This is a genomic window from Streptomyces sp. NPDC046335, from assembly GCF_055587985.1.
On the sequence record NZ_JBVJFF010000001.1, the window covers coordinates 581,456 to 603,699 of the forward strand.

Sequence of the window (22,244 nt, forward strand, 5' to 3'; positions counted from 1 at the left end):
GCCCCTACAGCAGGCCCGCCGCCGCCAGGTGCTTGGCCACCGTCTTCGTCTCCTCCCGGGAGAGGGGGGTCTGCGGGGCCGCCGTGGCCGGGCAGGCGATGACGCCGCGGTGGTGCAGGGCCGCCTTGAAGGCGCCGAGCGCCGCCGAGCTGCCGCCCATGCGGGCCGGGTCGCCCGCCGTCACCATGCCGAAGAGGGCGCACAGCCGCTCCTGTTCGGCCCGCGCCCCCGGCCAGTCGCCGTCGCGGGCGGCCCGGTAGAGGCGTACGTACCCCTCGGGGTCGACGTTCCCGAGGCCGGGCACCACCCCGTCCGCGCCCATGGCCAGCGCCGAGTCGGCCGTCAGCTCGGAGCCGGTCAGGGCGCTGAAGCCGCCGGGCAGGCCCCGCTTCCCCACGACGACCTCGCGGAAGCCGCCCTCGTCGCCGCTGGAGTCCTTCAGGCCCGCGAGCACCCCGTCGGCGGCCAGCGCGAGGACCGCCCCCGCGCCCAGCTTCGTGTGCACCGCCACCGGCAGGTCGTACGCGATGACCGGCACCCCGGAGCCCCGGGCGACCAGCCGGAAGTGGCGCGTCACCTCGGCGGGGTGCGTGCGCGTGTAGAAGGGCGCGGTGACCACGGCGGCGTCCGCGCCCGCCTCGGTGAGCACACGGACGTGGTCGAGGACGCGGGGCGTGGTCATGTCGATGGCGCCCGCGAGCACGGGGAGCTGCCCGGCCACGTGACGGACGACCGTGTCGAGCACCAGCGCCCGCTGCCGGTCGGTGAGGTAGGCGACCTCCGAGGTCGAGCCGAGCACGAAGAGGCCGTCGACACCGCCCGCGACCAGGTGGTCCACGAGCCGGACGAGCGAGGCCGTGTCCACCTCGTGCTCCGGTGTCAGGGGCGTGCAGACGGGCGGTACGACACCGCTGAGCGGGGCCGGCAGAGTCATGGGCGCTCCCTGGTGGCTGGTACGGGGGCCGTGGCGGCGGCCTGGGAGACGAGCTCGTGGGTCGACTCGCCTTCCGCTACGGGGTGGTGGCAGCGGAACGTGTGCGCGGGGCCCGCCTCCTCGGCGTCCGGCATGGCGGCGGCGCACGCCTCGTCCGCCTTCCAGCAGCGCGTACGGAACGGGCAGCCGCTCGGCGGCCGGGTCGCCGAGGGCACGGGGCCCACCAGCGGGATCGGGTCGATGGGGTCCAGCAGGCCCGGCGTCGCGGAGAACAGGGCGCGCGTGTACGGGTGCCGGGCGCGCTCCGGGATCTCGGCGGCCGGTGACTCCTCGACGATCCGCCCCAGGTACATGGTGACCACGCGGTCGCTCATCCTGCGTACGGTCTGGATGTCGTGCGACACGAAGACCAGGGCCAGGCCCAGGCGCTCCTTGAGGTCCAGGAGGAGGTTGAGGATCTGGGCGCGCACGGAGACGTCCAGGGCGCTGGTCGGCTCGTCGGCCACGATCAGGCCGGGCTCCAGGGCCAGGGCGCGGGCGATGGCCACGCGCTGCCGCTGGCCGCCGCTGAGCCGGCCGGGCAGCCCGTCGGCGAGGCCCGGCGGGAGCCCCACCAGGTCCATCAACTCCCGTACTCGCTCGTTCCGTTGGGCAGGGGTGCCCCGCTTGTGTACGTCCAGCGGGTCGCGGAGGATCTGGCGTACGGGGAGTCTGCGGTTCAGGGCGGTCGAGGGGTCCTGGAAGATCATGCCCGCGCCGGTTCCGACAGCCCTGCGGCGGGCGGCCGGTCGCATGGTCCAGAGGTCCTCGCCCTGGAATGTCACCGTGCCGGTGGACGGCTTCTGGATGCCTACGAGGGTCTGCGCCAGGGTGGTCTTGCCGCAGCCGGACTCGCCGACGACGCCGACCGTTTCGCCTCGGGCGATCGTGAGGGTCGCCGCTGTCAGGGCATGGACCTTGTCGCGGGTCAGGAGGCCGCCGGTCCTTGCCTTGTGTACGACGTGGACTGCGTCCAGCTTGACGAGTTCGGTTGTCATTCGGCTTGCCCTCCGTGGGGGCTGGTCGCGCCGTTCCCCGCGCCCCTGAGGGCGCCCCTTCGGGGCTGCCCTCCCGGGGCTGGGTGGTGGCAGGCCGTTGCGTGGGCCTTGGCGCCCATGAGGACCGGTGTCATGTCGCGGCACACCTCGCTCGCCAGCGGGCACCTGCCCGCGAAGCGGCAGCCTGCCGGGAAGTCCGCCGGGGACGGGACCACGCCCTTGATCTGGGTGAGGCGCTGGGCCGCCGACTCCAGGGAGAGGACCGAGCCGAGCAGGCCCCGCGTGTAGTGGTGGGACGGGGACTCCACCAGGTCCGCCGTCACGCCCGTCTCCACGATCTGGCCGCCGTACATCACCACCACCCGGTCGGTGACGTCGGCGACGAGGGCCAGGTCGTGCGAGACGAGGATCAGCGCGAAGCCCAGTTCCTCGCGCAGGCGCAGCAGGAGCTGGATGATCTGGGCCTGGACGGTGACGTCGAGGGCGGTGGTGGGTTCGTCGGCGACGATCAGCTTCGGGTCGCGGGAGAGGGCCATGGCGATCAGGACGCGCTGGCGCTGGCCGCCGGAGAGTTCGTGGGGGTAGCTGCGCAGGGTGCGTTCCGGGTCGAGGCCGACGAGGGTGAGGAGTTCGTGGGCCGAGCGGCGGCCTCCTCTGCGTACGACCTGTTTGAGCTGGGCGCGGACGGTCATCGCCGGGTTCAGGGACGACAGGGCGTCCTGGTAGATCATCGCCATGTCGTGGCCGAGGAGCCGGCGGCGGGAGCGCATGGGCAGGCCGGTCAGCTCCCGGCCGTCGAAGGTGACGCTGCCCCGGACGTGGGCGCCCCTCGGCTCCAGGCCCATCACCGTCAGGGCCGTGAGCGACTTGCCGCAGCCCGATTCGCCGACCACGCCGAGGACTTCGCCGGGGCGTACGGCGAAGCTGATGCCGTCGACGATGTCGACCCCGCCGTGGCGTTCGGGGAACGAGATGCGCAGGTCTTCGACGGAGAGCACGGGCGCCGCCGTCGGGAGCGGGCGGGCCCGGGCGCGCAGGCGGGCCGCCGCCTCGGTGAGGCCCGGCAGCGCGAGGACCTCGCCGCTGCCCGGCTCCGGGGCTTCGAGGGGGTCGTCGCGGCGGGCCTTGCCGGGGACGGCCCGTGCCGACGGCGCCGCCCAGGCGTCCGAGACGCCCTCGGAGAGGACGTTCAGGGCGAGGACCGTGATCAGCATCAGCAGGCCGGGGAAGACCGTCGCCCACCAGCCGCCGATCAGGACCATGTTCTTGCCGTCGGCGATGACGCTGCCCCAGGACGGGTCGGGCGGCCGGACGCCCGCGCCGATGAAGGAGAGCGAGGCCTCGAAGACGATGGCCTCGGCGACCTGCACCGTGCAGAAGACCAGGATGGGCGCCGCGCAGTTCACGGCGACGTGGCGGACGAGGATGTGCGGGGTGCGCGCGCCGATGACGCGTTCGGCTCTCACGTAGTCCTCGCCGTACTGGTCGAGGACGTTGGCCCGTACGACGCGGGCGATCGGCGGGGTGAAGAGGAACGCGATGGCGCAGATCAGTACGGTGATGCCGCCGCCGAAGACCGCCACGAGGACGGCGGCGAGCGCGATGCCGGGGAAGGCCATGACGACGTCGAGGCAGCGCATCATCGTCTCGTCGACGGCCTTGCGGGAGGTCGCGGCGACCGCGCCGATGACCGCGCCGACGATCAGGGCGAGCAGCGTGGCGCCCAGGCCGATGGCGAGCGACCAGCGCGCCCCGTACATGAGCCTGCTGAGGATGTCGCGGCCGAGGCTGTCCTGGCCCATCCAGTGGTCGGCCGAGGGGCGTCCGGTGCCGCCGGTCTGGGGCTGCTGGTCGAGCGGGTCGTGCGGGGCGATGAGTGGCGCGAAGAGGGCGACGAGGACCACGAGGCCGACGACGCCGACGGCGACGCGGGAGGGGACGGGGAGGTTCCGCAGCGACCGGATGCGGAGGCCGGGCACCGAGAGGCGCTCGGTCAGCGTTTTGCGCGTGGAGTACATCAGCGGGCCTCTTTTGCGTGCGGCGCGGCCATCAGGCGGTGCCCCTCAGACGGGGATTGACCAGCAGGTGGAGGACGTCGATGACGAGGTTCACGACGACGAAGCCGACGGCGGTGGTGATGACGACGCCCTGGACGACGGCCGGGTCGCCGTTCTTCACGGCGTCGATCATCAGCTTCCCCATGCCCGGCAGCGAGAAGATCGTCTCGATGACGACGGCGCCGCCGAGCAGATAGCCCACGCGCAGGCCGAGCACGGTGAGCGGGTTGATGAGGGCGTTGCGGAGCACGTTGCGGCCGACGACGACCACCGGGGGCAGGCCGTTGCCGATGGCGGTGCGGACGTAGTCCTTGTCCAGTTCCTCGACCACGGCCGTGCGGATGATGCGGGTGAGGCCCGCCGCCACCGGCAGGGAGAGCGCGAAGGCGGGCAGGGTCATGGTCTTCAGCCAGCCGGTGAAGGAGTCGGCGGGGTTGATGTAGCCGCCGGTCGGGAACCAGCCCAGGTCGACGGCGAGGTACTGGATCATCAGCAGCGCCAGCCAGAAGCCGGGCGCGGCGACGCCGGTCAGGGAGACGACGCGGATGAGCTGGTCCGGCAGCCTGTCGCGGTGGATGGCCGCCGCCACGCCGAGGGTGAGCGAGAGCACCACGGCGATGCCGAGCCCCAGGAAGGTGAGCTGCATGGTGAGCGGCAGGGCGGTCATGACCTGGTCGAGCACGGGGGAGCGGTTGAGGACGCTGATGCCCATGTCGCCCTGGAGCAGGTCCCCTACAAAGGCGATGTAGCGGGCCGGCAGCGGATCGAGCAGTCCGTTCTCCTCGCGGAACTGGTGCAGTTGCTCGGGGGTGGGGTTGGCGCCCTGGAAGAACGCGGAGGCCGGGTCGACGTCCGAGAAGCGCATGACGAGGAAGACGAAGAGGACGATGCCGAGCAGCAGGGGGACGAGCAGGGCGATGCGGCGGGCCAGAATCCTGAGGACAGCGGTCACGCGTGCGGCTCCTGAGCTTCGTTGAACCGGAGCCCGTTCAGGCCCACTTGGCCTTCAGCAGGTTGATTCCCGGGTAGGGCTGGGCCTGGACGCCGCTGATCTTCTTCGGGTCCCAGGCCGTCATGAGTTCGTTGTGCACGACCGGGTAGAGCACGGCCTGCTCGGCGACCGTGTCGATGTAGTCCTGGATCATGACCCGCTTCTTGGTGGCCTCCGGCTCGCGGGTGGCCCGGTCCATGTCTTTGAAGAGCCGCTTGGCGGTGGAGTTCCCCGCCCAGCGCGCGTAGCCCATCCAGACGTTCTCGGGGCCGTAGTTGTAGCGCATGATCAGATCGGCGTCGAGGCCGAACTGGTTGGGGTTGGACGCCGCCGCGACGATCTGGAAGTCCTTCTTCTGGTCCAGCTTGGTGAAGACGGCGGTGGTCTCCTGAGGGTCGAGGGTGACCTCGACGCCGAGCTTCTCCCAGCCGTCCTTGATCGTGGGCAGGCAGTCGACGATCCAGCTCACGTTGACCGCCATGAGGTTGACGCTCAGCTTGCCGGCCCCGGCCGCCTTGAGGAGCTTCCTCGCCTTCGCCAGGTCGTAGCCGTAGACGGTCCCCGCGGGGCGGTAGGAGGGGTTCGACTCGTTGAGGAAGGACGTCGACGCCTTGCCGTGGCCCCTGAGCGCGGCCTCGATCATCTTCTCGCGGTCGATGGCGTAGTGCAGCGCCTGCCGCACGCGTACGTCGTCGAACGGCTTGTGCGCGGTGTTGAAGAGCAGGAAGAGGTTGTTCATCCCGGCGCCGCCCTCGACGGTGAGGCCGCCCTTGGTGAGCTGTCCGATGTTGGCGTACGGGATGTTGTCGGCGATCTCCGCGTCCGCGCTGCCGCCGGAGATCTTCGCGACGCGGGGTGCGGCGTCCACGATGGTCAGCCAGTTCATCTTCTTGAAGGCGGCCTTGCGGGGGCCGTTGTAGTCCGCGAAGGCCTCGAAGGTGGTGTTCGACTTCGGGTGGTGCGCGGTCATGCGGTACGGGCCCGAGCCCACCGCCGTGCCCTTGGTGGCGTCGTCCCAGGCGCCGGGCTTCCCGAAGACGTGCTTCGGCATGATCTTGGCGAGGGAGAGCCGGGCGGCGCCGTCGGGGAAGGGGAACTTCAAGGCGAGCTCCACGCTGGTGGCCCCGGTCTTCCTGACCTCCTTCAGCCAGCTCTCGAAGAAGCCCTTGGCCAGCGTCTGGGTCTTCGGGTCGAGGATGCGGTCGAAGACGAACACGACGTCGTCGGCGGTGACGGGCTTCCCGTCGTGCCAGGTGGCGCCCGGCCGCAGGGAGAACTTCCACGTGGTCGCCCTGAGGTCGTTCGGGACCTCCGTGGCGAGCGCCGCGTACGGCTCGCGGGTGATCGGGTCGGTGCCGAGCAGTCCCTCGTAGATGTGTTCGTTCCCGGCCATGGCGAAGGCGGACGCCGTCTGGGTCGGGTCCCAGCTCCCGTCGTTGCCGTAGCCGATGACGGCGGTGAGCGTGGAGTCGCCGCCCTGCCCGCCGCCCCCGGTCTCGTTGGTGGACTCCGGGCCCGAGGAGCAGGCCGCGAGTGTGCCGCTCAGGGCGGCGGCCGTGCCGAGCGCCCCGCCGTATCTGAGGAAGGATCTGCGGTCCGGTGCGGGTGGAGGTCCCGGCGGCCGCGTGCCGTGCCGCGACGCGCTCCGGGGGGTCAGATCGCTCACAGTGTCTCCCTGCCTGCCGGAAGAGGTCCCACGTCCTACGTCATGGGGGGCGTGGCGACCATAGGAGCGCGGAGAGGGCCGGTCAAGGGCTCACACACGGTGTCGCACAAGGTGTCGAGCGGGTGCCGTCGCAGGGTCACCCTGTGAAACGCCCGCACCGCCCGCCGTCCACCTTTGTATTCTCGGCAGGCGGCACCCCACCCCCGAAGCGGCACCTGCGAGAGGCGACACCATGACCACCGAGCTCAGCCCCGACGCCCCGGCCCTGGCCGGCCTGCTGGAGCGGGCCCGCGAGGACTACGAGGAGCTCGCCGGGCGCGGGCTCTCCCTCGACCTCACCCGCGGCAAGCCCGCCCCGGAGCAGCTCGACCTCAGCGAGGACCTGCTGAGCCTGCCCGGCGGGCGCCACGCCGCCGCCGACGGCACCGACGTACGCAACTACGGCGGCCTCCAGGGGCTGCCCGAGCTGCGCGAGATCTTCGCCGACCTGCTCCAGGTGCCGGTCGCCCAGCTCCTCGCCCTCGGCAACTCCAGCCTGGAGCTGATGCACGACTGCATCGTCCACGCCCTGCTCAGCGAGGTGCCGGGCGCGACGTCGCGGTGGGTGGACCAGGAGCGCATCGCGTTCCTGTGCCCCGTGCCCGGCTACGACCGGCACTTCGGCCTCTGTGAGCGCTTCGGCATCGACATGATCCCCGTGCCGATGACGGCCGAGGGCCCGGACATGGACGAGGTCGAGCGGCTCGTCGCCGAGAACCCGGCCGTCAAGGGCATCTGGTGCGTGCCGAAGTACAGCAACCCCGACGGCGTCTCGTACAGCGACGACACGGTCGCCCGCCTGGCCCGCATGGAGACCGCCGCCCCCGACTTCCGGATCTTCTGGGACAACGCCTACGCCGTCCACCATCTCACCGACGAGCCCACCGAGATCGCCGACATCCTCGGCGCCTGCGCCGACGCGGGCCACCCCGACCGCGCCTTCGTCTTCGGCTCCACCTCGAAGATCACCGCGGCCGGCGCGGGCGTCGCCTTCTTCGGCTCGTCGCCCGAGAACGTGAAGTGGATCCTCGCCAAGAACGCCAAGCGGTCGATCGGCCCCGACAAGGTCAACCAGCTCCGCCACGTGATGTTCCTGCGCGACGCCGACGGCGTACGGGCCCACATGGAGCGGCAGCGCGCGCTGCTCCAGCCCAAGTTCGAGGCGGTCGCCCGCATCCTGGACGCCGAGCTGGGCTCCACAGGCCTCGCGACCTGGACCGCGCCCAAGGGCGGCTACTTCGTGACCCTCACCGTCCCGGACGGCTGCGCCAAGGACGTCGTGAAGCGCGCCGCCGAGGCGGGCATCGTGCTGACCCCGGCCGGCGCCACCCACCCCTACGGCGACGACCCGCGCGACGCCGTCATCCGCGTCGCCCCCAGCTACCCGGGCCTCGCCGAGCTTGAGCAGGCCATCCACGGCCTCACGGTCTGCGTCCGCCTGGCCGGCCTGGAGAAGCAGGCGGCCCGGTAGGCGGGGGAGCCCGGTAGGCGGGGGCGGCCCCGGCGGGCGCGGGCGCCGCTCGGTGTCTCGCCGCGGATCAGTGCTGCTGAGGCTTCTGCGGCGTCACCTCGCTGGGCCGCACGATGACGTAGCCCTCGCCCTGGAGCATCAGCTGCACGGCCTCGCCGGAGCCGCCGCGGATCATTGAGCCGAACGACTGCGAGCGGTGCAGGGACGTGGTGAGGTCGGCGGTCCAGCCGACCACCGCGTCCGTGTCGACGTACACGGGCTGCTGGTGGGAGACGGGGATGACCAGCGGATTTCCCTCGCACATCAGACCGAGGCGGCCCTGGCCGGTGAAGACGCTGTTGAACAGCCCGCCACCGGTCATACCGGCCCCCTTCACGGTCTTGATCTCGTACGACAGGGAGGCGTCGAAGCAGAGCACGTTGCGGCCGTTGATGGTCAGGACGTCACCGGGCTCGACGTCGACGATGAAGCAGCTCTGCGCCTCGTGCGCGAACCACGCCTCGCCCTGGCCGCGCACGGCCATCACCGGCAGCCCCTCACCGGTCACGGCACGCTTGAGCATGCCGCCGACGCCCTGCCCCTTGCGCTCGAACTGGAGGTTGCCCCGGTAGGCGATCATCGCGCCCTGCCGCGCGAACATCTCGCCGTTCACCGCGTACTTGATGGACTTGGCGTTCTGCATGCTCATGCCGGGCATGTGCGCCGGCTGCGCCATGTGGTCACTGGAGAACAGATCACTCTTCATGGGCACATACTGATCGACGACCTGCCCGCGTGGAAGCAGGACCTCATCACTCCGCTTCCGTGGTCCTCGCCGAGGTGACCAGTATCAGCTGCCGCAGGGCCGGGTCCGGCGGGCCCGGCAGGACGGCGAGGCAGGTGGCGACCGAGAGCCCGGCCAGGGGCCGCACCGCGACGCGGGGCAGCGAGGGCAGGGCAGTCACCTCGTAGAACACGGTCCACGACGCCCCGCCGCCCGCGTCGGCCGCCGCCCCGATCGCCGTCAGCGTCTCCTGGAGCGTCGTGAACGGCGGCCCCACCGGCGGCTGTTCGGGCCCCGCCTCGCGCAGCGCCCCGGTGACCAGGTCGTGGAAGGGCGGATTGCTCTCGCGCGGCGCGAGCCGCAGGGGCAGCCCCGACCGGGCGAGCCTGCCGAGTTCCAGGACGGGTTCGGCGGCCAGCGGGTGGCCGTGCGGCAGCGCCACGTACAGCGGGTCGCGCCACACCGGCAGCAGTTCGAGCCCGGGGGCCGCGTGCGAGGCCCGGACGAAAGCGGCGTCCAGCTCGCCCGTCCGCACGGCCGCGAGCCGCCGGGCGGGCGGCAGCCTGCGCAGCGTGACCCTCAGCCCCGGCGCGACCTCCGCCAGGGCGTCCAGCACGTCGTACATCCGCGTCCCCGGCCCCTGCACCTGCCCGAGCCGCAGCACGCCATCGGCGCCGCCCGCCACGCCCGCGGCGACCTGCCGGGCCCGCCCCGCCGCCGCGAGGACGGCCCGCGCCTCGGGCAGCAGCCGCTCACCGGCCGCGGAGAGCCGCACCCGCCGCGTCGTCCGCTCGAAGAGCTTCACACCCCACCCCCGCTCAAGGCGCCGCACCTGCTGGCTCACCGCCGACTGCACGACACCGAGCCGCTCGGCCGCACGGGCGAAGCCCGACTCCTCCGCGACCGCCACGAAGTACTCCAACTGCCGCAACTCCACGCCCCGCCCCCCCCGCCCGTGCCCACTCCCGTATACATCACGACCACAGATCACTGTGCACACCAACTGCCCCTGGCACCCCCCCTCTTCCCGGGTTCGAATGAGGTGACGGCCCGGCGGATAAGTCGACCGCACAAAAGTCCCACCTGGAGGCAGAGAAACCCATGGTCACAAGCACCGGCACCGGCACTTTTCCGCATCTCATCACCTACGCCGACGACGCCGAGCGGGTTCCGCTGCCGCGTGGCGGGGGGTTTCGGCTGCTCGCCGACGCGAGCGGGACGGGTGGCGCGCTCGGCGCCAACGTACTCACGCTCGGCGTCGGTGCCGACGGGGCCCGCCCGCACTTCCACGCGCTGTCGCACGAGCTGTTCTACGTGGTCGGAGGTGCCGTCGACTTCCTGCTCGACGGGGAGTCCTTCACCGTGGACGCGGGCGGCCTCGTCGTCGTGCCGCCCCGCATGCCGCACGCGTTCGGCGCGGCGCCCGGCTCCACGGCGGAGCTGCTCGCGGTGCTCACGCCGGGCGTCGAGCGCTTCGACTACTTCCGGGCGCTGGGGCGTATCCAGCACGGCCAGGAGCGGTTCGAGAGCCTGCTGGCGCGGCAGGACGAGTACGACGTGCATTTCGTGCCGACGCCGAAGCCGTGGCGCTGACGCATCGAGCCTGACGCATCGAGCCTGACGCATCGAGCCTGACGCTTCGGCAGTGGCCGAAGTGTCGGCCGCATACGGTCGTGGCATGACACTTCGGTACGAGGAGTTCCGCGACCTGCACCGGGCCGGTGCGCCCCTGTTGCTGCCCAACGCCTGGGATCACGCGTCGGCCGCCGCGTTCGCCGGGGCCGGGTTCCGGGCGGTCGGGACGACCAGCCTCGGGGTGGCGGCGGCCGCCGGGGTGCCGGACGGGGTGGGCGGCACGCGGGCGGAGACCGTCCGGCTCGCCCGGTCCCTGTCCCGGCTCGACGCCCTGGTCAGCGTCGATGTGGAGGGCGGCTTCAGCGACCGGCCCGAGGAAGTGGCCGCCCTCGCCGTGGAGCTGGCCGAGGCGGGCGCCGTCGGCGTCAACATCGAGGACGGCCGCGCGGACGGCACGCTGCGGGACGCGGGGGAGCAGGCCGAGATCCTGCGGGCGGTGAAGGAGGCGGTCGGGGAGCGGCTGTTCGTCAACGCCCGGACGGACACGTACTGGCTGCCGGGTGCGCCGGTGGCGGAGACGGAGGCTCGCCTCGCGGCGTACTGCCGGGCGAGCGCGGACGGTCTTTTCGTGCCGGGGCTGCGGGACGTGGCGGCCATCGCCGCCGTGGCGGCCGCCTTCGACGCCCCGCTCAACATCCTCCACTCGCCCGGCGGCCCCTCGCCGGCCGCCCTCGCGGCGGCGGGCGTGCGGCGGGTGAGCTGCGGGTCGCTGCTGTTCCGCGCGGCGCTCGGGGCCGCCGTGGCGGCGGCCGAAGCGGTGGCGGGCGGCCTGCCGCTCTCCGGCGACATCCCCTCGTACGCGCAGACGCAGGCCCTGGTTGACAGTTGACCGGCCGCGGACCAGCATCGCGGCGGTGGAGATCAGCGAGCTGACGGGCGCCGAGCGGCGGGTTTGGGAGGCGTTTCCGCGCGGGCGGGACGTCGACTTCCGGGAGGGGCCCGACGACGCCCCCGGGCCCGACGCGGACTGGGGTCCCGCGCGGACCGTGCGGGCGGAGGTGCTGCGGGCGTTGTTGTTGGGCGGGGCCGCCACGGAGGGGAACACGTCGGTCCTCCGGGTGACCGGGGCGCGCATCAGCGGACCGCTCGACCTCCAGTACGCGGAGATCGCCGCGCCGATCCACCTGAAGGCCTGCCTCTTCGAGGACGTGCCCGAGCTGTACAGGGCGCAGTTGCGGCAACTGAGCCTCAGTCGCTGTCATCTGCCGGGCCTGCACGCCATCGCTCTACGGGTCGACGGCTCGCTCCGCATGCCCGACTGCCGGGTCCTGAGGCCCGTCCGGCTCGGCGGGGCGCGGATCGCCGGAGGGGTGACCTTGTACGGGGCGCACCTGGGGGAGCGGGGCGTGAACCTGGACGAGCCCGTCCTTGCGCTGAATCACGTCACCGTCGAGGACGACGTCCGGGCCGACCGGGGGTTCATCGCGCATGGCGTGGTCCGTCTCGAAGGGGCGACCGTCTCGGGGCGTGTCGACTTCAATGACGCGGTCCTCAGTAATCCGGGCGGAGCCGCCCTCCGGGCGAGGCACCTCGCGGTGGGCTCGGAGCTGCACGCCGCGCGCCTTGCCGCGCGAGGCCTGATCGATCTGCGGGGTGCCCGGATATCCAGCGGGGTCGACCTGGAGGAGGCGTCCCTCGTGAACCCGGGTGGCACCGCCCTGCGTGCCAGCTCCCTCTCGGCGGGGGCCCTGTGGCTGGACAGGACCCCACGCATCGAGGGCACGGTCGAGCTGCGCGGCGCCCAGCTCGGCTTTCTGTACGTGGCCCAGGACACCTGGCCCGACGAGGTGCGGCTCGACGGCCTCACGTACACCAGGATCGGCCCCAGCGAACCCGTCGAGCGGCGTCTTGAGGTCCTGGAGCGGGACACCGACGGCTACGTGCCGTTCGCGTACGAGCAGCTCACCGCCGCGTACCGGCACGTGGGCGATGACGCCGCCGCCCGTACCGTCCAGCTCGCCAAGCAGCGCCGCCAGCGCGCCACCCTGCCCTGGTACGCCAGGGCCTGGGGCCACCTCCAGGACGTGACCGTCGGCTACGGCTTCCGGCCGACGCGGGCGGCGGTGTGGCTGCTGTCGCTGCTGCTGGCCGGGTCGGTGACGTACGCCGTGCGGGAGCCGGCGGCGCTGAAGCAGGGGGAGGCCCCTGACTTCAACCCCGTCTTCTACACGCTTGATCTGCTGCTGCCGATCGTCTCCTTCGGGCAGGAGCAGGCGTACGCCTCGCGGGGCGCGTACCAGTGGCTGGCGTACGCCCTGATCGTCCTGGGCTGGACCCTGGCGACGACCATCGCCGCGGGCATCACGCGGACGATCAGCCGCCAGTAGCCTCGCGGACCCCGGTCACGAAGGCCTGCCAGGCGGTCCCACCGATGACCAGGGCGGGGCCCTGCGGAACCTTGCTGTCCCGTACGGGGACGACCCCGGGGATGCCGTCGGCCACCTCGACGCATTCCCCGCTGTCGCCGCCGCTGTATGTGCTCTTTCGCCAGCGGGCGGCGCCCGGGAAGTCGTGGCCCACCTCCACGCAGTCGCCGCCCTGGCCGTTGCTGTACGTGCTCTTTCGCCAGCGGGCGGCGCCTGGGAAGTCGTGGGCCACCTCGACGCAGTTGCCGCCTTCGCCGTTACTGTGGCTGCTCTTGCGCCAGCGGGCGCTGCTCAGGTCGTACTGATGCATCGTCTGTAGTCCTCAGCCGCCGATTCGATCAGGGCGAGGGACGCCTCCGGCGACAGCGCGGCGGCCCTGAGCAGATCGTATGCTCGGTGCGTGCGCCGCACCACTACCGGTTCGTCGACGAGGGTTCCCGAAAACGACGTCTCTGTATAGGCGACCGGAGGCGCGTCGTCGAACGCCATGATGCGCAGATCCCCGGTCATCGAGGCATGTGCTCCCGCCGTATATGGGAGCACCATGACCAACACATGCCGCTCCCGCATAAGCCACGCCACGTGATCCAACTGCTCGGCCATCGCCGCGGGCCCGCCCACCGGGATGTACAGCACGTTCTCGTGCAGGGTCACCCAGTACTCGGGGCGCGTCGCGTCCTTGAGGATGCCCGCCCGTTCGAGGCGGGCGCCCACGATGTCCTGTACGTACTCGTCCGTGACGAACGGGTTCGCCGCGAGGGTGACCGCGCGGGCGTACGCGGCGGTCTGGAGCAGGCCCGGCACCAGCGTCGGCGCGAACTCACAGATGCGCGTCGCGAGTGCCTCAAGCTCCACCACCGCCGCGAAGTAATCCGCGTACCGCTTGTCGTCGATCAGGCTCCGACAGAGGCGTTCGAAAAAACCCCCGGTTTGTAGGACCTCATCGATCCGCTGGGCCACATCCAACTGCGGCTTACGAATCGCCTGTTCGAATTGGCCGATGTAACCCCCGGAGACGAAAACCCGCATCCCCAGTGCGGACTGGGTGAGGCCGGCCTCCTCGCGGCGCCGTTTCAGCTCCGCTCCGAAGAACTCCCACGCCGCCTGCCGTGAACCATTGGCCATGGCCAACCGCCTTTCGCTGCCCCGTAGTTGTAGAGGGCAGAATGCTGCCGAGTCTAGGTGCAGTGCGTCACCGTAGGGGTGCGAAGAGTGAAATGCGGAAGCGAAGGGGAGTCACGTGAAGTCGGAATCAAAGGGGCACGCAGTCGTCTGCGTCGAACAGGCGGAGGAAACATTGAGGGAATTGCGCGCCGCACTCGCCCGTGCGGGAATTACGCTGCCGTCCCTGCGGATCGATCCGGCGACGATCGCGAGGGAAGCCCCGTGTCCGCGGATCGAATTCGGCGGTTGTTCCGTCGATGCCGCGGCCCGCCTGGTCGCGGCCCTGCGTGTCGGTGGTGCCAAGGAGGCGACCCCATGACTCTGTACCTTCCCGTCGGCTCCTACGTGGTCGACACCCGGAGCGGGCGTATCGGCAGGGTGATGGGCCACGAGGGTCCGTACGTACAGCTGCGCCCGTACGGCGGGGGCTGCGAGTGGGACTGCACTCCGGAGGCGGTGCGCACCGCGACGCAGGCGGAGCGGCTGAGCGCGGCGACGGCGTACGCGAACGCGCGGAGCCGGGGCGAGGTGTCCTGACCTGACCGCGGGGCCGTCGTGCCGCCGTGCGGAACCCTGGACCCGGGTGTCGGCGGCGTGCGCGAGAATGGCTTCATGAGTCTGTTCCGCGACGACGGCATCGTGCTGCGCACCCAGAAGCTGGGTGAGGCGGACCGGATCATCACGTTGCTCACGCGCGGTCACGGGCGCGTACGCGCAGTGGCGCGCGGGGTGCGGCGGACGAAGTCGAAGTTCGGGGCGCGGCTCGAACCGTTCTCCCACGTCGACGTGCAGTTCTTCGCCCGGGGGAGCGAGCTGGTCGGGCGGGGGCTGCCGCTCTGCACGCAGAGCGAGACCATCGCTCCCTACGGCAGCGGGGTCGTCACGGACTACGCCCGGTATACGGCCGGGACGGCCATGCTGGAGACCGCCGAGCGGTTCACCGACCACGAGGGCGAGCCCGCGGTGCAGCAGTATCTGCTGCTCGTGGGGGCCCTGCGGGTGCTGTCGCGGGGGGAGCACGCGCCGCATCTCGTCCTTGACGCCTTTCTGCTGCGCTCCCTGGCCGTGAACGGCTACGCGCCCAGTTTCACCGACTGCGCGAGATGCGGGCTCCCGGGGCCGAACCGGTTCTTCTCCGTCGCCGCCGGCGGCTCCGTCTGCGTCGACTGCCGGGTGCCCGGCAGCGTCGTACCCTCTGCGGAGACCCTCACCCTGCTCGGCGCGCTGCTCACCGGTGACTGGGAGACGGCGGACGCGTGCGAGGCGCGGCACGCCAGGGAGGGCAGCGGGCTTGTTTCCGCCTATCTGCACTGGCACATGGAGCGCGGACTGCGCTCCCTGCGGTATGTGGAGAAGAGCTAGCCCGTGAGCACCTCACGTATGCACGTACAGAGATCAGCTAGGTAGGAGAGAGCCCCCCATGGCACGACGCGGAATCCTCGGACGGTCCCGCCGTGAGTACAAGGTCCCCGAGCCGCACCCCTCGGGAGCCAGACCGCCGAAGATCCCCGGCGAGCTCGTACCGAAGCACGTGGCCTGCGTGATGGACGGCAACGGCCGCTGGGCCAAGGAGCGGGGGCTGCCGCGCACCGAGGGGCACAAGGTGGGCGAGGGGGTGGTTCTGGACGTGCTCAAGGGGTGCCTGGAGATGGGCGTCAAGAATCTCTCCCTGTACGCCTTCTCCACCGAGAACTGGAAGCGCTCGCCCGACGAGGTGCGCTTCCTCATGAACTTCAACCGTGACGTCATCCGCCGCCGCCGCGACGAGATGAACGAGCTCGGCATCCGCATCCGCTGGGTCGGCCGGATGCCCAAGATGTGGAAGTCCGTCGTCCAGGAGCTCCAGATCGCCCAGGAGCAGACCGTCGACAACGACGCGATGACCCTGTACTTCTGCGTCAACTACGGCGGCCGTGCCGAGATCGCCGACGCCGCGCAGGCCATCGCCCGCGACGTCGCCGCGGGCAAGCTCGACCCGTCCAAGGTGAACGAGAAGACGTTCGCGAAGTACATGTACTACCCGGACATGCCGGACGTCGACCTCTTCCTGCGGCCCAGCGGCGAGCAGCGCACCTCCAACTACCTGATCTGGCAGTCCAGCTATGCCGAGATGGTCTTCCAGGACGTGCTGTGGCCCGACTTCGACCGCCGCGACCTGTGGCGAGCCTGTCTCGAATACGCCGGGCGTGACCGCCGCTTCGGCGGTGCGATCCCCAACGAGGAGCAGATCGCGAACAGCTAGCCGGGACGTAGGCGAAGGGGCCCGCACCGCCGTCGTGGCGGTGCGGGCCCCTTCGCGCGTACGTCCGGCTACTTCCGTGCGCACTCCTCGCACGTGCCGAAGATCTCCACGGTGTGCGCCACGTTCACGAAGCCGTGCTCCGTGGCGATCGCCTCGGCCCACGACTCCACCGCCGGGCCCTCGACCTCCACGGCCTTGCCGCAGACGCGGCAGACCAGGTGGTGGTGGTGCTCGCCGGTCGAGCAACGGCGGTAGACCGTCTCGCCCTCGCTGGTGCGCAGGGCGTCGACCTCACCGGCGTCGGCCAGCGACTGGAGCGTGCGGTAGACCGTGGTCAGCCCCACCGAGTCGCCCTTGTGCTTGAGCATGTCGTGCAGCTCCTGCGCACTGCGGAACTCGTCCACGTCGTCGAGTGCCGCGGCCACTGCCGCACGCTGGCGGGTGGACCTGCCTCGAACCGGGGCTCCCACGGTTGTCTCCTCGCGTCTGCGCTCTGGTCTGGGCCTGCCGGGCCATTGTGCCAGGTCGCCCGCGCCCGGGGTCAGGCCTTGGCCACCGGCTGGGCGGGAACCGCGCACTCCGCGGGGTCGGCGTCCGCCGCGGCCGCCGCCGCACGGGCCCTGCGCCGGGCGAGCGGTGTCGCGAGCACGGTGAGGGCGATGAAGACGCCGATGGTGAGCAGCACGATCGTCGCGCCGGGCGGCACGTCCTGGTAGTACGAGGTCGCCGTGCCGCCGATGGTCACGGACACGCCGATCGCCACCGAGACCGCGAACGTCGCCGCGAAGCTCCGGGTGAGCTGCTGGGCCGCGGCCACCGGCACCACCATCAGCGCGGAGACCAGGAGCAGGCCCACGACCCGCATGGCGACGGTGACGGTGACCGCCGCGGTGATGGCGGTGAGCAGGTTCAGGGCCCGCACCGGCAGGCCCGTCACGCGGGCGAACTCCTCGTCCTGGCTGACCGCGAAGAGCTGGCGCCGCAGGCCCACCGTGACCAGGACCACAAAGGCGGCCAGGAGGCAGATCGCCGTCACGTCCTCCTCGGAGACCGTCGAGAGCGAGCCGAAGAGGTACGACTGGAGGTTGGCGTTCGAGCCGCCGGGCGCGAGGTTGATGAACATCACGCCGCCCGCCATGCCGCCGTAGAACAGCATCGCGAGCGCGATGTCGCCCCGCGTCTTGCCGTACCAGCGGATCAGCTCCATGATCACGGCACCGACGATCGCGACCGCCGTGGCCATCCACACCGGGGACGTGGAGAGCAGGAAGCCGAGGCCGACGCCCGTCATCGCCACGTGGCCGATGCCGTCGCCCATCAGGGCCTGGCGGCGCTGGACGAGGTAGATGCCGACGGCGGGGGCGGTGATGCCGACCAGGACGGCCGCGAGCAGCGCCCGCTGCATGAAGGCGTATTCGAGGATTTCCATCGCCGTGGTCCTTAGGGTCTGTCGTTTGGATCAGGTCGGCTGTAAGGGCGCTGCCTTTGAGCCTGGCCGGAGCGGGGTCTGGTGCGTGCAGCTGCAAGGCGGAGGAGGGCGACAACGCGGAGCGTTGGCAACCGACGACAACGCCGCAGATGTGCGTGCCAGGGCCCGCGACGCCGAGATGATCCCAACGACAGGCCCTAGGTGAGCAGGCCGGTACGGACCGGTTCCGCGTCGGCGGTGTGCGGGTGGACGTGGTCGTGGCCGGGCAGCGCGTGCTGGCCGAGCGCGCGCGGGGGCGGCCCGTCGTGCATCACGCAGCCGTCGCGCAGGACCACGGCGCGGTCGATCAGCGGTTCGAGGGGGCCCAGCTCGTGCAGGACGAGGAGGACCGAGGTGCCCATGGCGACCTGCTGGCGCAGCGTGGCCGCGAGGACTTCCTGGCTGGCCAGGTCGACGCCCGCCATCGGCTCGTCCATGATCAGCAGCTCGGGCTCGGAGGCCAGGGCGCGTGCGATCAGGACCCGCTGGTGCTGGCCGCCGGAGAGCGCGTCGACGGAGTCCTTGGCGCGGTCGGCGAGGCCCACCAGATCGATGGCGCCGGCCACGGCGGCGCGGTCGGCCTTGCCGAGGATGCCGAAGCGGGCGCGCGAGAGCCGCCCGGAGGTGACGACCTCGCTGATCGTGGCGGGCACGCCGCCGGCGGCCGTGGTGCGCTGCGGGACGTACCCGACGCGGGCCCAGTCGCGGAAGCGGCGCCGCGGGGTGCCGAAGATCTCCACCTCGCCGCCGCTGACGGGGACCTGGCCTATGACCGTGCGTACGGCGGTGGACTTGCCCGAGCCGTTGGCGCCGAGCAGGGCGACGACCTCGCCGCGGCCCACCTGGAGGTCGATGCCGCGCAGTACGGGGCGCGAGCCGAGCTCGGCCGTCACCTTGCGCAGGGATATGACGGCTTCGCCCTGGTCGGACTTGGTCATGGCGCGTGCCTCCGTAGCCGCGGAAGGTGGATCATCTGGTGCCGGTCAGTTGGTGCCGAGGGCCTTCTGGAGGGCCTTCAGGTTGGACTCCATGACCTCGATGTAGTCGTCGCCCTTGGACTTGCCCTTGGTGATGCCCTCGATCGGGTCGAGTACATCAGTCTTCAGGCCGGCGTCCTTCGCCAGGGTCTTCGCGGTCTTGTCGCTGACGAGCGTCTCGTAGAAGACGGTGGTGACGCCGTCCTCCTTCGCCATCTTCTGGAGGTCCTTGACGCGCTTGGCGCTGGGCTCGCCCTCGGGGTCGAGGCCGCTGATGGCCTCCTCGGTCAGGCCGTAGCGCTCGGCGAGGTAGCCGAAGGCGGCGTGGGTGGTGATGAAGACCCTCGGGGACTTCGTGTCGCCGGCCTTCAGGCCGTCCTTGAAGGACTTGTCGAGGACGCCGAGCTTCTTCACGAGCTTCGCGGTGTTCTTCTCGTACGTCTTCGCGTGGTCCGGGTCGGCCTTCTCCAGGGCCTTGCCGACGCCCTCGGCGACCTCGGCGTACTTCACCGGGTCGAGCCAGATGTGCGGGTCGGCGCCCTCGTGGGAGTGGCCGTGGTCGTGGCCCTCGTGGCCTTCCTCTTCCTCGTGGCCGTGCTCGTCGGCGTGCTCGTCGCCGTGCCCCTCGACCTCGTCGCCGTGCTTCTCCATGCTGGTCAGGGAGGCGGCGTCGACCTTGGTCTCGATGCCGGACTGGCCGATCGCGTCGTCGACGGCGGGCTGGAGGCCCTTCAGGTACAGGGCGACGTCGGACTCCTCCAGCTGGCCGCGCTGCTTGGCGGAGACGTCGAGGTCGTGCGGCTCCTGGCCGGCGTCGGTGAGGTTGGTGACGGAGACGTGGTCGCCGCCGATCTGCTCCGCGAGGTACTGCATGGGGTAGAACGACGCCACCACGTCGAGCTTGCCGTCCTTGTCGTCCGCGGCGGAGGTCGAGCACGCGGTCAGGGCCGTGAGGCCGAGCGCGGTGGCGGAGGCGAGGGCGGCGGTGGATATCAGGCGTCGTCGTACGTTCATGACACTCATTTTCAACAAATGTGGAAACGATTGTCAACAAAGCCCCCTCGGGGGTGCGGTAAGAGGGTCATACCGGAACCGATTTGATTAGGGGGGTCGGGCCGCCGGTAACCTGAAGCATTCGCTCCCGAAGCCGCTGCCTCCGGCAGTGAAGGCTTCGCCCCGCCGTCGTCATGAGAAGAGCACCGTGGCCGCCGACAAGATCGACACCATCGTCAGCCTGAGCAAGCGCCGTGGCTTCGTTTTCCCCTGCAGTGAGATCTACGGCGGTCAGCGCGCCGCCTGGGACTACGGGCCGCTCGGCGTCGAGCTCAAGGAGAACCTCAAGCGCCAGTGGTGGCGTTACATGGTCACCGCGCGCGAGGACGTCGTCGGCATCGACTCGTCGGTGATCCTGGCGAGCGAGGTCTGGCAGGCCTCCGGCCATGTCGCGACCTTCTCCGACCCGCTCACCGAATGCCTCTCCTGTCACAAGCGCCACCGCGCCGACCACCTGGAAGAGGCCTACGAGGCCAAGCACAACCGTCCGCCGGCCAACGGCCTCGCGGACGTCAACTGCCCCAACTGCGGTACGAAGGGCCAGTTCACCGAGCCCAAGCAGTTCTCCGGCATGCTCGCCACGCACCTCGGCCCGACCCAGGACAGCGGCTCCGTCGCCTACCTGCGGCCCGAGACCGCGCAGGGCATCTTCACCAACTTCGGCCAGGTGCAGCAGACCTCGCGCCGCAAGCCGCCCTTCGGCATCGCGCAGATGGGCAAGTCCTTCCGCAACGAGATCACGCCCGGCAACTTCATCTTCCGCACCCGCGAGTTCGAGCAGATGGAGATGGAGTTCTTCGTCAAGCCGGGCGAGGACGAGCAGTGGCAGGAATACTGGATGGAGCAGCGCTGGAACTGGTACACCGGCCTGGGCCTGCGCGAGGAGAACATGCGGTGGTTCGAGCACCCGAAGGAGAAGCTCTCCCACTACTCCAAGCGCACCGCTGACATCGAGTACCGCTTCCAGTTCGGCGGCAGCGAGTGGGGCGAGCTGGAAGGCGTCGCCAACCGCACCGACTACGACCTGACCGCGCACTCCAAGGCCTCCGGCCAGGACCTGTCGTACTTCGACCAGGAAGCCGGCGAGCGCTGGACGCCGTACGTCATCGAGCCCGCGGCCGGTGTCGGCCGCACGATGCTCGCCTTCCTCCTCGACTCCTACATCGAGGACGAGGCGCCCAACGCCAAGGGCAAGCTGGAGAAGCGCACGGTCATGCGCTTCGACCACCGCATCGCCCCGGTGAAGGTCGCGGTCCTGCCGCTCTCCCGCAACCCGGAGCTTTCGCCGAAGGCCAAGGGCCTGGCCACCGCGCTCCGGCAGAACTGGAACATCGAGTTCGACGACGCGGGCGCCATCGGCCGCCGCTACCGCCGCCAGGACGAGATCGGCACCCCGTACTGCGTCACCGTCGACTTCGACACCCTCGACGACAACGCCGTCACGGTGCGCGAGCGCGACACCATGAAGCAGGAGCGGGTCTCCCTCGACCAGATCGAGGGCTACCTCGCCACCCGCCTCGTGGGCTGCTGACACGCCTGTAGCTCCACGCGGAAGCCCCCGGTCCCGGTCATGGGACCGGGGGCTTCCGCGTCTGTACGAGGATCGCCGCGTCCTGCGGCTGCGGGGTGAGCAGCAGCGTCATCTCGTACGGCCTCGGCGGTCCTTCGTCCCGCGGGGTGATCTCGACCGTGCGCGGGGCGAAGTCGCCGACGGAGCGGCAGGCCCACCACTCCTGAAGGTCCGGCCGAGCGGACCGCAGTCGGCCGGCGAGCCGCCCGAAGCCCTCGTCCAGCGGGCGGTGGTCCGCACGCGTGCGCACGTGCCGGTGGAGATCCATGGCCACGGGCTCCCAGCCGGGCAGCACCCGCTGGTGCTGCTCGTCGCCGACGAGCAGCAGAAGCAGATTCCGCCGCTCCTCGGGGACGTCCGCGGGGTCGGGCCATACGGCGGTGTACGCACGGTTCCAGGCGAGCACGTCCAGGGCCGGGCCGAGGAGCAGAGCCGGGCTGTCGGGCCAGCCGTCCAGGATGGCGCGGAGTCCGGGGACGTACGAGGTGGTCCGTCCCTCCGCGGCGAAGGCGAATCCGGCGAGGGCCAGGGCGTGCCGGTGGGCGGCCGCATCGAGGCGCAGGGTGCGGGCGACCGCGTCGAGGACCTGCCGCGAGGTGTCCACGCGGCCCTGCTCCAGCCAGGTGTACCAGGCCACGGAGACGCCCGAGAGAGCGGCGACCTCTTCGCGGCGCAGGCCTGGCGTACGGCGCCGGGCGGTCACGGGCAGCCCCACGTCGCCGGGCGCGAGCCGCTCGCGGTGGGCCCGCAGGAACCCGCCGAGTCGCTGCCGTGCGGCCGTGGCCGCCGTCGAAGCCTCCATCCGCCCAGC

Annotated in this window: 23 protein-coding genes and 1 pseudogene; 9 read left to right on the forward strand and 15 right to left on the reverse strand. The window is 71.2% G+C overall.

Translation table 11 applies throughout. The features are described from left to right. Positions 1 to 4: 4 nt before the first annotated feature. Genes ACZ6JY_RS02565 through ACZ6JY_RS02585 form a run of 5 tightly spaced genes read right to left on the reverse strand, consistent with a single transcriptional unit; the run spans position 5 to position 6,676 of the window. Positions 5 to 934 (reverse strand): dihydrodipicolinate synthase family protein, encoded by a 930-nt coding sequence (locus ACZ6JY_RS02565; RefSeq protein WP_469191453.1) that lies wholly within the window; start codon positions 932 to 934, stop codon positions 5 to 7. Further along, the gene (locus ACZ6JY_RS02570; protein WP_469191455.1) at positions 931 to 1,971 is read right to left on the reverse strand and encodes an oligopeptide/dipeptide ABC transporter ATP-binding protein; all 1,041 of its coding nucleotides are present in this window, start codon (positions 1,969 to 1,971) and stop codon (positions 931 to 933) included. The genes ACZ6JY_RS02565 and ACZ6JY_RS02570 overlap by 4 nt, the downstream gene beginning before the upstream one ends. Then, on the reverse strand, positions 1,968 to 3,989 hold the full coding sequence (locus ACZ6JY_RS02575) for a dipeptide/oligopeptide/nickel ABC transporter permease/ATP-binding protein (RefSeq protein ID WP_469191457.1): 2,022 nt from the start codon (positions 3,987 to 3,989) through the stop codon (positions 1,968 to 1,970). The genes ACZ6JY_RS02570 and ACZ6JY_RS02575 overlap by 4 nt, the downstream gene beginning before the upstream one ends. Before the next feature lie 31 nt (positions 3,990 to 4,020). Beyond that, a complete protein-coding gene (locus ACZ6JY_RS02580) occupies positions 4,021 to 4,980 on the reverse strand; it encodes an ABC transporter permease (RefSeq protein ID WP_469191459.1) in 960 nt (319 codons plus the stop codon). Positions 4,981 to 5,017: 37 nt separating this feature from the next. Then, positions 5,018 to 6,676: an ABC transporter substrate-binding protein gene (locus tag ACZ6JY_RS02585; RefSeq protein WP_469191904.1), complete on the reverse strand. Its 1,659-nt coding sequence runs from the start codon at positions 6,674 to 6,676 to the stop codon at positions 5,018 to 5,020. Positions 6,677 to 6,917: 241 nt separating this feature from the next. Between ACZ6JY_RS02585 and ACZ6JY_RS02590 the strand changes: the two genes are divergently transcribed. After that, a complete protein-coding gene (locus ACZ6JY_RS02590) occupies positions 6,918 to 8,195 on the forward strand; it encodes an aspartate aminotransferase type Ic (protein WP_469191461.1) in 1,278 nt (425 codons plus the stop codon). Between the two features lie 67 nt (positions 8,196 to 8,262). On the opposite strand, the gene ACZ6JY_RS02595 is transcribed toward ACZ6JY_RS02590, so the two are convergent. Together ACZ6JY_RS02595 and ACZ6JY_RS02600 are read right to left on the reverse strand one after the other, a co-directional pair. After that, complete coding sequence (locus ACZ6JY_RS02595; RefSeq protein WP_469191463.1) at positions 8,263 to 8,940, reverse strand: AIM24 family protein; 678 nt, start codon at positions 8,938 to 8,940, stop codon at positions 8,263 to 8,265. Between the two features lie 46 nt (positions 8,941 to 8,986). Then, entirely contained in the window at positions 8,987 to 9,895 is a 909-nt protein-coding gene (locus ACZ6JY_RS02600; protein WP_469191465.1) for a LysR family transcriptional regulator, read from the reverse strand. A gap of 164 nt (positions 9,896 to 10,059) precedes the next feature. On the opposite strand from ACZ6JY_RS02600, the gene ACZ6JY_RS02605 reads away from it, so the two are divergent. The 3 genes from ACZ6JY_RS02605 (at position 10,060) to ACZ6JY_RS02615 (ending at position 12,920) form a co-directional block, all read left to right on the forward strand. Beyond that, the gene (locus ACZ6JY_RS02605) at positions 10,060 to 10,551 is read left to right on the forward strand and encodes a cupin domain-containing protein (RefSeq protein WP_469191467.1); all 492 of its coding nucleotides are present in this window, start codon (positions 10,060 to 10,062) and stop codon (positions 10,549 to 10,551) included. An 85-nt stretch (positions 10,552 to 10,636) separates the two neighbouring features. Next, complete coding sequence (locus ACZ6JY_RS02610; RefSeq protein WP_469191469.1) at positions 10,637 to 11,422, forward strand: isocitrate lyase/PEP mutase family protein; 786 nt, start codon at positions 10,637 to 10,639, stop codon at positions 11,420 to 11,422. Positions 11,423 to 11,447: 25 nt separating this feature from the next. Further along, positions 11,448 to 12,920 (forward strand): membrane-associated oxidoreductase, encoded by a 1,473-nt coding sequence (locus ACZ6JY_RS02615; RefSeq protein WP_469191471.1) that lies wholly within the window; start codon positions 11,448 to 11,450, stop codon positions 12,918 to 12,920. Here ACZ6JY_RS02615 and ACZ6JY_RS02620 read toward each other — a convergent pair. From ACZ6JY_RS02620 to ACZ6JY_RS02630, 3 genes and pseudogenes are all read right to left on the reverse strand, one after another. Continuing rightward, a complete protein-coding gene (locus tag ACZ6JY_RS02620) occupies positions 12,907 to 13,191 on the reverse strand; it encodes a DUF397 domain-containing protein (RefSeq protein ID WP_469191906.1) in 285 nt (94 codons plus the stop codon). The two genes, ACZ6JY_RS02615 and ACZ6JY_RS02620, sit on opposite strands and share 14 nt — an antisense overlap. Continuing rightward, positions 13,186 to 13,269: pseudogene (locus ACZ6JY_RS02625) on the reverse strand (DUF397 domain-containing protein); the annotation flags it as partial. The gene ACZ6JY_RS02620 and the pseudogene ACZ6JY_RS02625, both read right to left, overlap by 6 nt. Next, positions 13,251 to 14,084, reverse strand: coding sequence for a helix-turn-helix domain-containing protein (locus tag ACZ6JY_RS02630; RefSeq protein WP_469191473.1), 834 nt, complete (start codon positions 14,082 to 14,084; stop codon positions 13,251 to 13,253). The gene ACZ6JY_RS02630 and the pseudogene ACZ6JY_RS02625, both read right to left, overlap by 19 nt. A gap of 115 nt (positions 14,085 to 14,199) precedes the next feature. Between ACZ6JY_RS02630 and ACZ6JY_RS02635 the strand changes: the two genes are divergently transcribed. From ACZ6JY_RS02635 to ACZ6JY_RS02650, 4 genes are all read left to right on the forward strand, one after another. Further along, positions 14,200 to 14,442 (forward strand): hypothetical protein, encoded by a 243-nt coding sequence (locus tag ACZ6JY_RS02635; protein WP_469191475.1) that lies wholly within the window; start codon positions 14,200 to 14,202, stop codon positions 14,440 to 14,442. Next, complete coding sequence (locus tag ACZ6JY_RS02640; RefSeq protein WP_469191477.1) at positions 14,439 to 14,660, forward strand: hypothetical protein; 222 nt, start codon at positions 14,439 to 14,441, stop codon at positions 14,658 to 14,660. Before ACZ6JY_RS02635 ends, ACZ6JY_RS02640 begins: the two co-directional genes overlap by 4 nt. A gap of 75 nt (positions 14,661 to 14,735) precedes the next feature. Further along, positions 14,736 to 15,485, forward strand: a complete 750-nt coding sequence (recO, locus tag ACZ6JY_RS02645; RefSeq protein WP_447037317.1) for a DNA repair protein RecO — start codon at positions 14,736 to 14,738, stop codon at positions 15,483 to 15,485. 58 nt (positions 15,486 to 15,543) lie between these two features. Then, positions 15,544 to 16,365, forward strand: a complete 822-nt coding sequence (locus tag ACZ6JY_RS02650) for an isoprenyl transferase (protein ID WP_469191479.1) — start codon at positions 15,544 to 15,546, stop codon at positions 16,363 to 16,365. Positions 16,366 to 16,433: 68 nt separating this feature from the next. Here the strand turns inward: ACZ6JY_RS02650 and ACZ6JY_RS02655 are convergent, their stop codons facing one another. The 4 genes from ACZ6JY_RS02655 to ACZ6JY_RS02670 form a co-directional block, all read right to left on the reverse strand. Continuing rightward, positions 16,434 to 16,889 carry a Fur family transcriptional regulator gene (locus ACZ6JY_RS02655; RefSeq protein ID WP_469191908.1) on the reverse strand — a complete coding sequence of 152 codons (456 nt, stop codon included), beginning with the start codon at positions 16,887 to 16,889 and terminating at the stop codon, positions 16,434 to 16,436. Between the two features lie 17 nt (positions 16,890 to 16,906). After that, positions 16,907 to 17,794 (reverse strand): metal ABC transporter permease, encoded by an 888-nt coding sequence (locus ACZ6JY_RS02660; RefSeq protein WP_469191481.1) that lies wholly within the window; start codon positions 17,792 to 17,794, stop codon positions 16,907 to 16,909. 197 nt (positions 17,795 to 17,991) lie between these two features. After that, the gene (locus ACZ6JY_RS02665) at positions 17,992 to 18,771 is read right to left on the reverse strand and encodes a metal ABC transporter ATP-binding protein (protein WP_469191483.1); all 780 of its coding nucleotides are present in this window, start codon (positions 18,769 to 18,771) and stop codon (positions 17,992 to 17,994) included. A gap of 45 nt (positions 18,772 to 18,816) precedes the next feature. Then, positions 18,817 to 19,824 (reverse strand): metal ABC transporter substrate-binding protein, encoded by a 1,008-nt coding sequence (locus ACZ6JY_RS02670; protein ID WP_469191485.1) that lies wholly within the window; start codon positions 19,822 to 19,824, stop codon positions 18,817 to 18,819. Between the two features lie 187 nt (positions 19,825 to 20,011). Here ACZ6JY_RS02670 and ACZ6JY_RS02675 point away from each other — a divergent pair, with 187 nt between their 5' ends. Beyond that, a complete protein-coding gene (locus ACZ6JY_RS02675) occupies positions 20,012 to 21,394 on the forward strand; it encodes a glycine--tRNA ligase (RefSeq protein WP_469191487.1) in 1,383 nt (460 codons plus the stop codon). Positions 21,395 to 21,431: 37 nt separating this feature from the next. Here ACZ6JY_RS02675 and ACZ6JY_RS02680 read toward each other — a convergent pair whose 3' ends face one another. After that, the gene (locus ACZ6JY_RS02680) at positions 21,432 to 22,235 is read right to left on the reverse strand and encodes a helix-turn-helix domain-containing protein (protein WP_469191489.1); all 804 of its coding nucleotides are present in this window, start codon (positions 22,233 to 22,235) and stop codon (positions 21,432 to 21,434) included. Positions 22,236 to 22,244: the final 9 nt, after the last annotated feature.

Excerpts from the sequence above, each read along its gene's own strand:
- ACZ6JY_RS02565 (WP_469191453.1), bottom strand. The coding sequence starts at position 934 with ATGACTCTGCCGGCCCCGCTCAGCGGTGTCGTACCGCCCGTCTGCACG.
- ACZ6JY_RS02570 (WP_469191455.1), bottom strand. The coding sequence starts at position 1,971 with ATGACAACCGAACTCGTCAAGCTGGACGCAGTCCACGTCGTACACAAG.
- ACZ6JY_RS02575 (WP_469191457.1), bottom strand. The coding sequence starts at position 3,989 with ATGTACTCCACGCGCAAAACGCTGACCGAGCGCCTCTCGGTGCCCGGC.
- ACZ6JY_RS02590 (WP_469191461.1), top strand. The coding sequence starts at position 6,918 with ATGACCACCGAGCTCAGCCCCGACGCCCCGGCCCTGGCCGGCCTGCTG.
- ACZ6JY_RS02595 (WP_469191463.1), bottom strand. The coding sequence starts at position 8,940 with ATGAAGAGTGATCTGTTCTCCAGTGACCACATGGCGCAGCCGGCGCAC.
- ACZ6JY_RS02605 (WP_469191467.1), top strand. The coding sequence starts at position 10,060 with ATGGTCACAAGCACCGGCACCGGCACTTTTCCGCATCTCATCACCTAC.
- ACZ6JY_RS02610 (WP_469191469.1), top strand. The coding sequence starts at position 10,637 with ATGACACTTCGGTACGAGGAGTTCCGCGACCTGCACCGGGCCGGTGCG.
- ACZ6JY_RS02630 (WP_469191473.1), bottom strand. The coding sequence starts at position 14,084 with ATGGCCAATGGTTCACGGCAGGCGGCGTGGGAGTTCTTCGGAGCGGAG.
- ACZ6JY_RS02640 (WP_469191477.1), top strand. The coding sequence starts at position 14,439 with ATGACTCTGTACCTTCCCGTCGGCTCCTACGTGGTCGACACCCGGAGC.
- recO (WP_447037317.1), top strand. The coding sequence starts at position 14,736 with ATGAGTCTGTTCCGCGACGACGGCATCGTGCTGCGCACCCAGAAGCTG.
- ACZ6JY_RS02650 (WP_469191479.1), top strand. The coding sequence starts at position 15,544 with ATGGCACGACGCGGAATCCTCGGACGGTCCCGCCGTGAGTACAAGGTC.
- ACZ6JY_RS02660 (WP_469191481.1), bottom strand. The coding sequence starts at position 17,794 with ATGGAAATCCTCGAATACGCCTTCATGCAGCGGGCGCTGCTCGCGGCC.
- ACZ6JY_RS02665 (WP_469191483.1), bottom strand. The coding sequence starts at position 18,771 with ATGACCAAGTCCGACCAGGGCGAAGCCGTCATATCCCTGCGCAAGGTG.
- ACZ6JY_RS02670 (WP_469191485.1), bottom strand. The coding sequence starts at position 19,824 with ATGAACGTACGACGACGCCTGATATCCACCGCCGCCCTCGCCTCCGCC.
- ACZ6JY_RS02680 (WP_469191489.1), bottom strand. The coding sequence starts at position 22,235 with ATGGAGGCTTCGACGGCGGCCACGGCCGCACGGCAGCGACTCGGCGGG.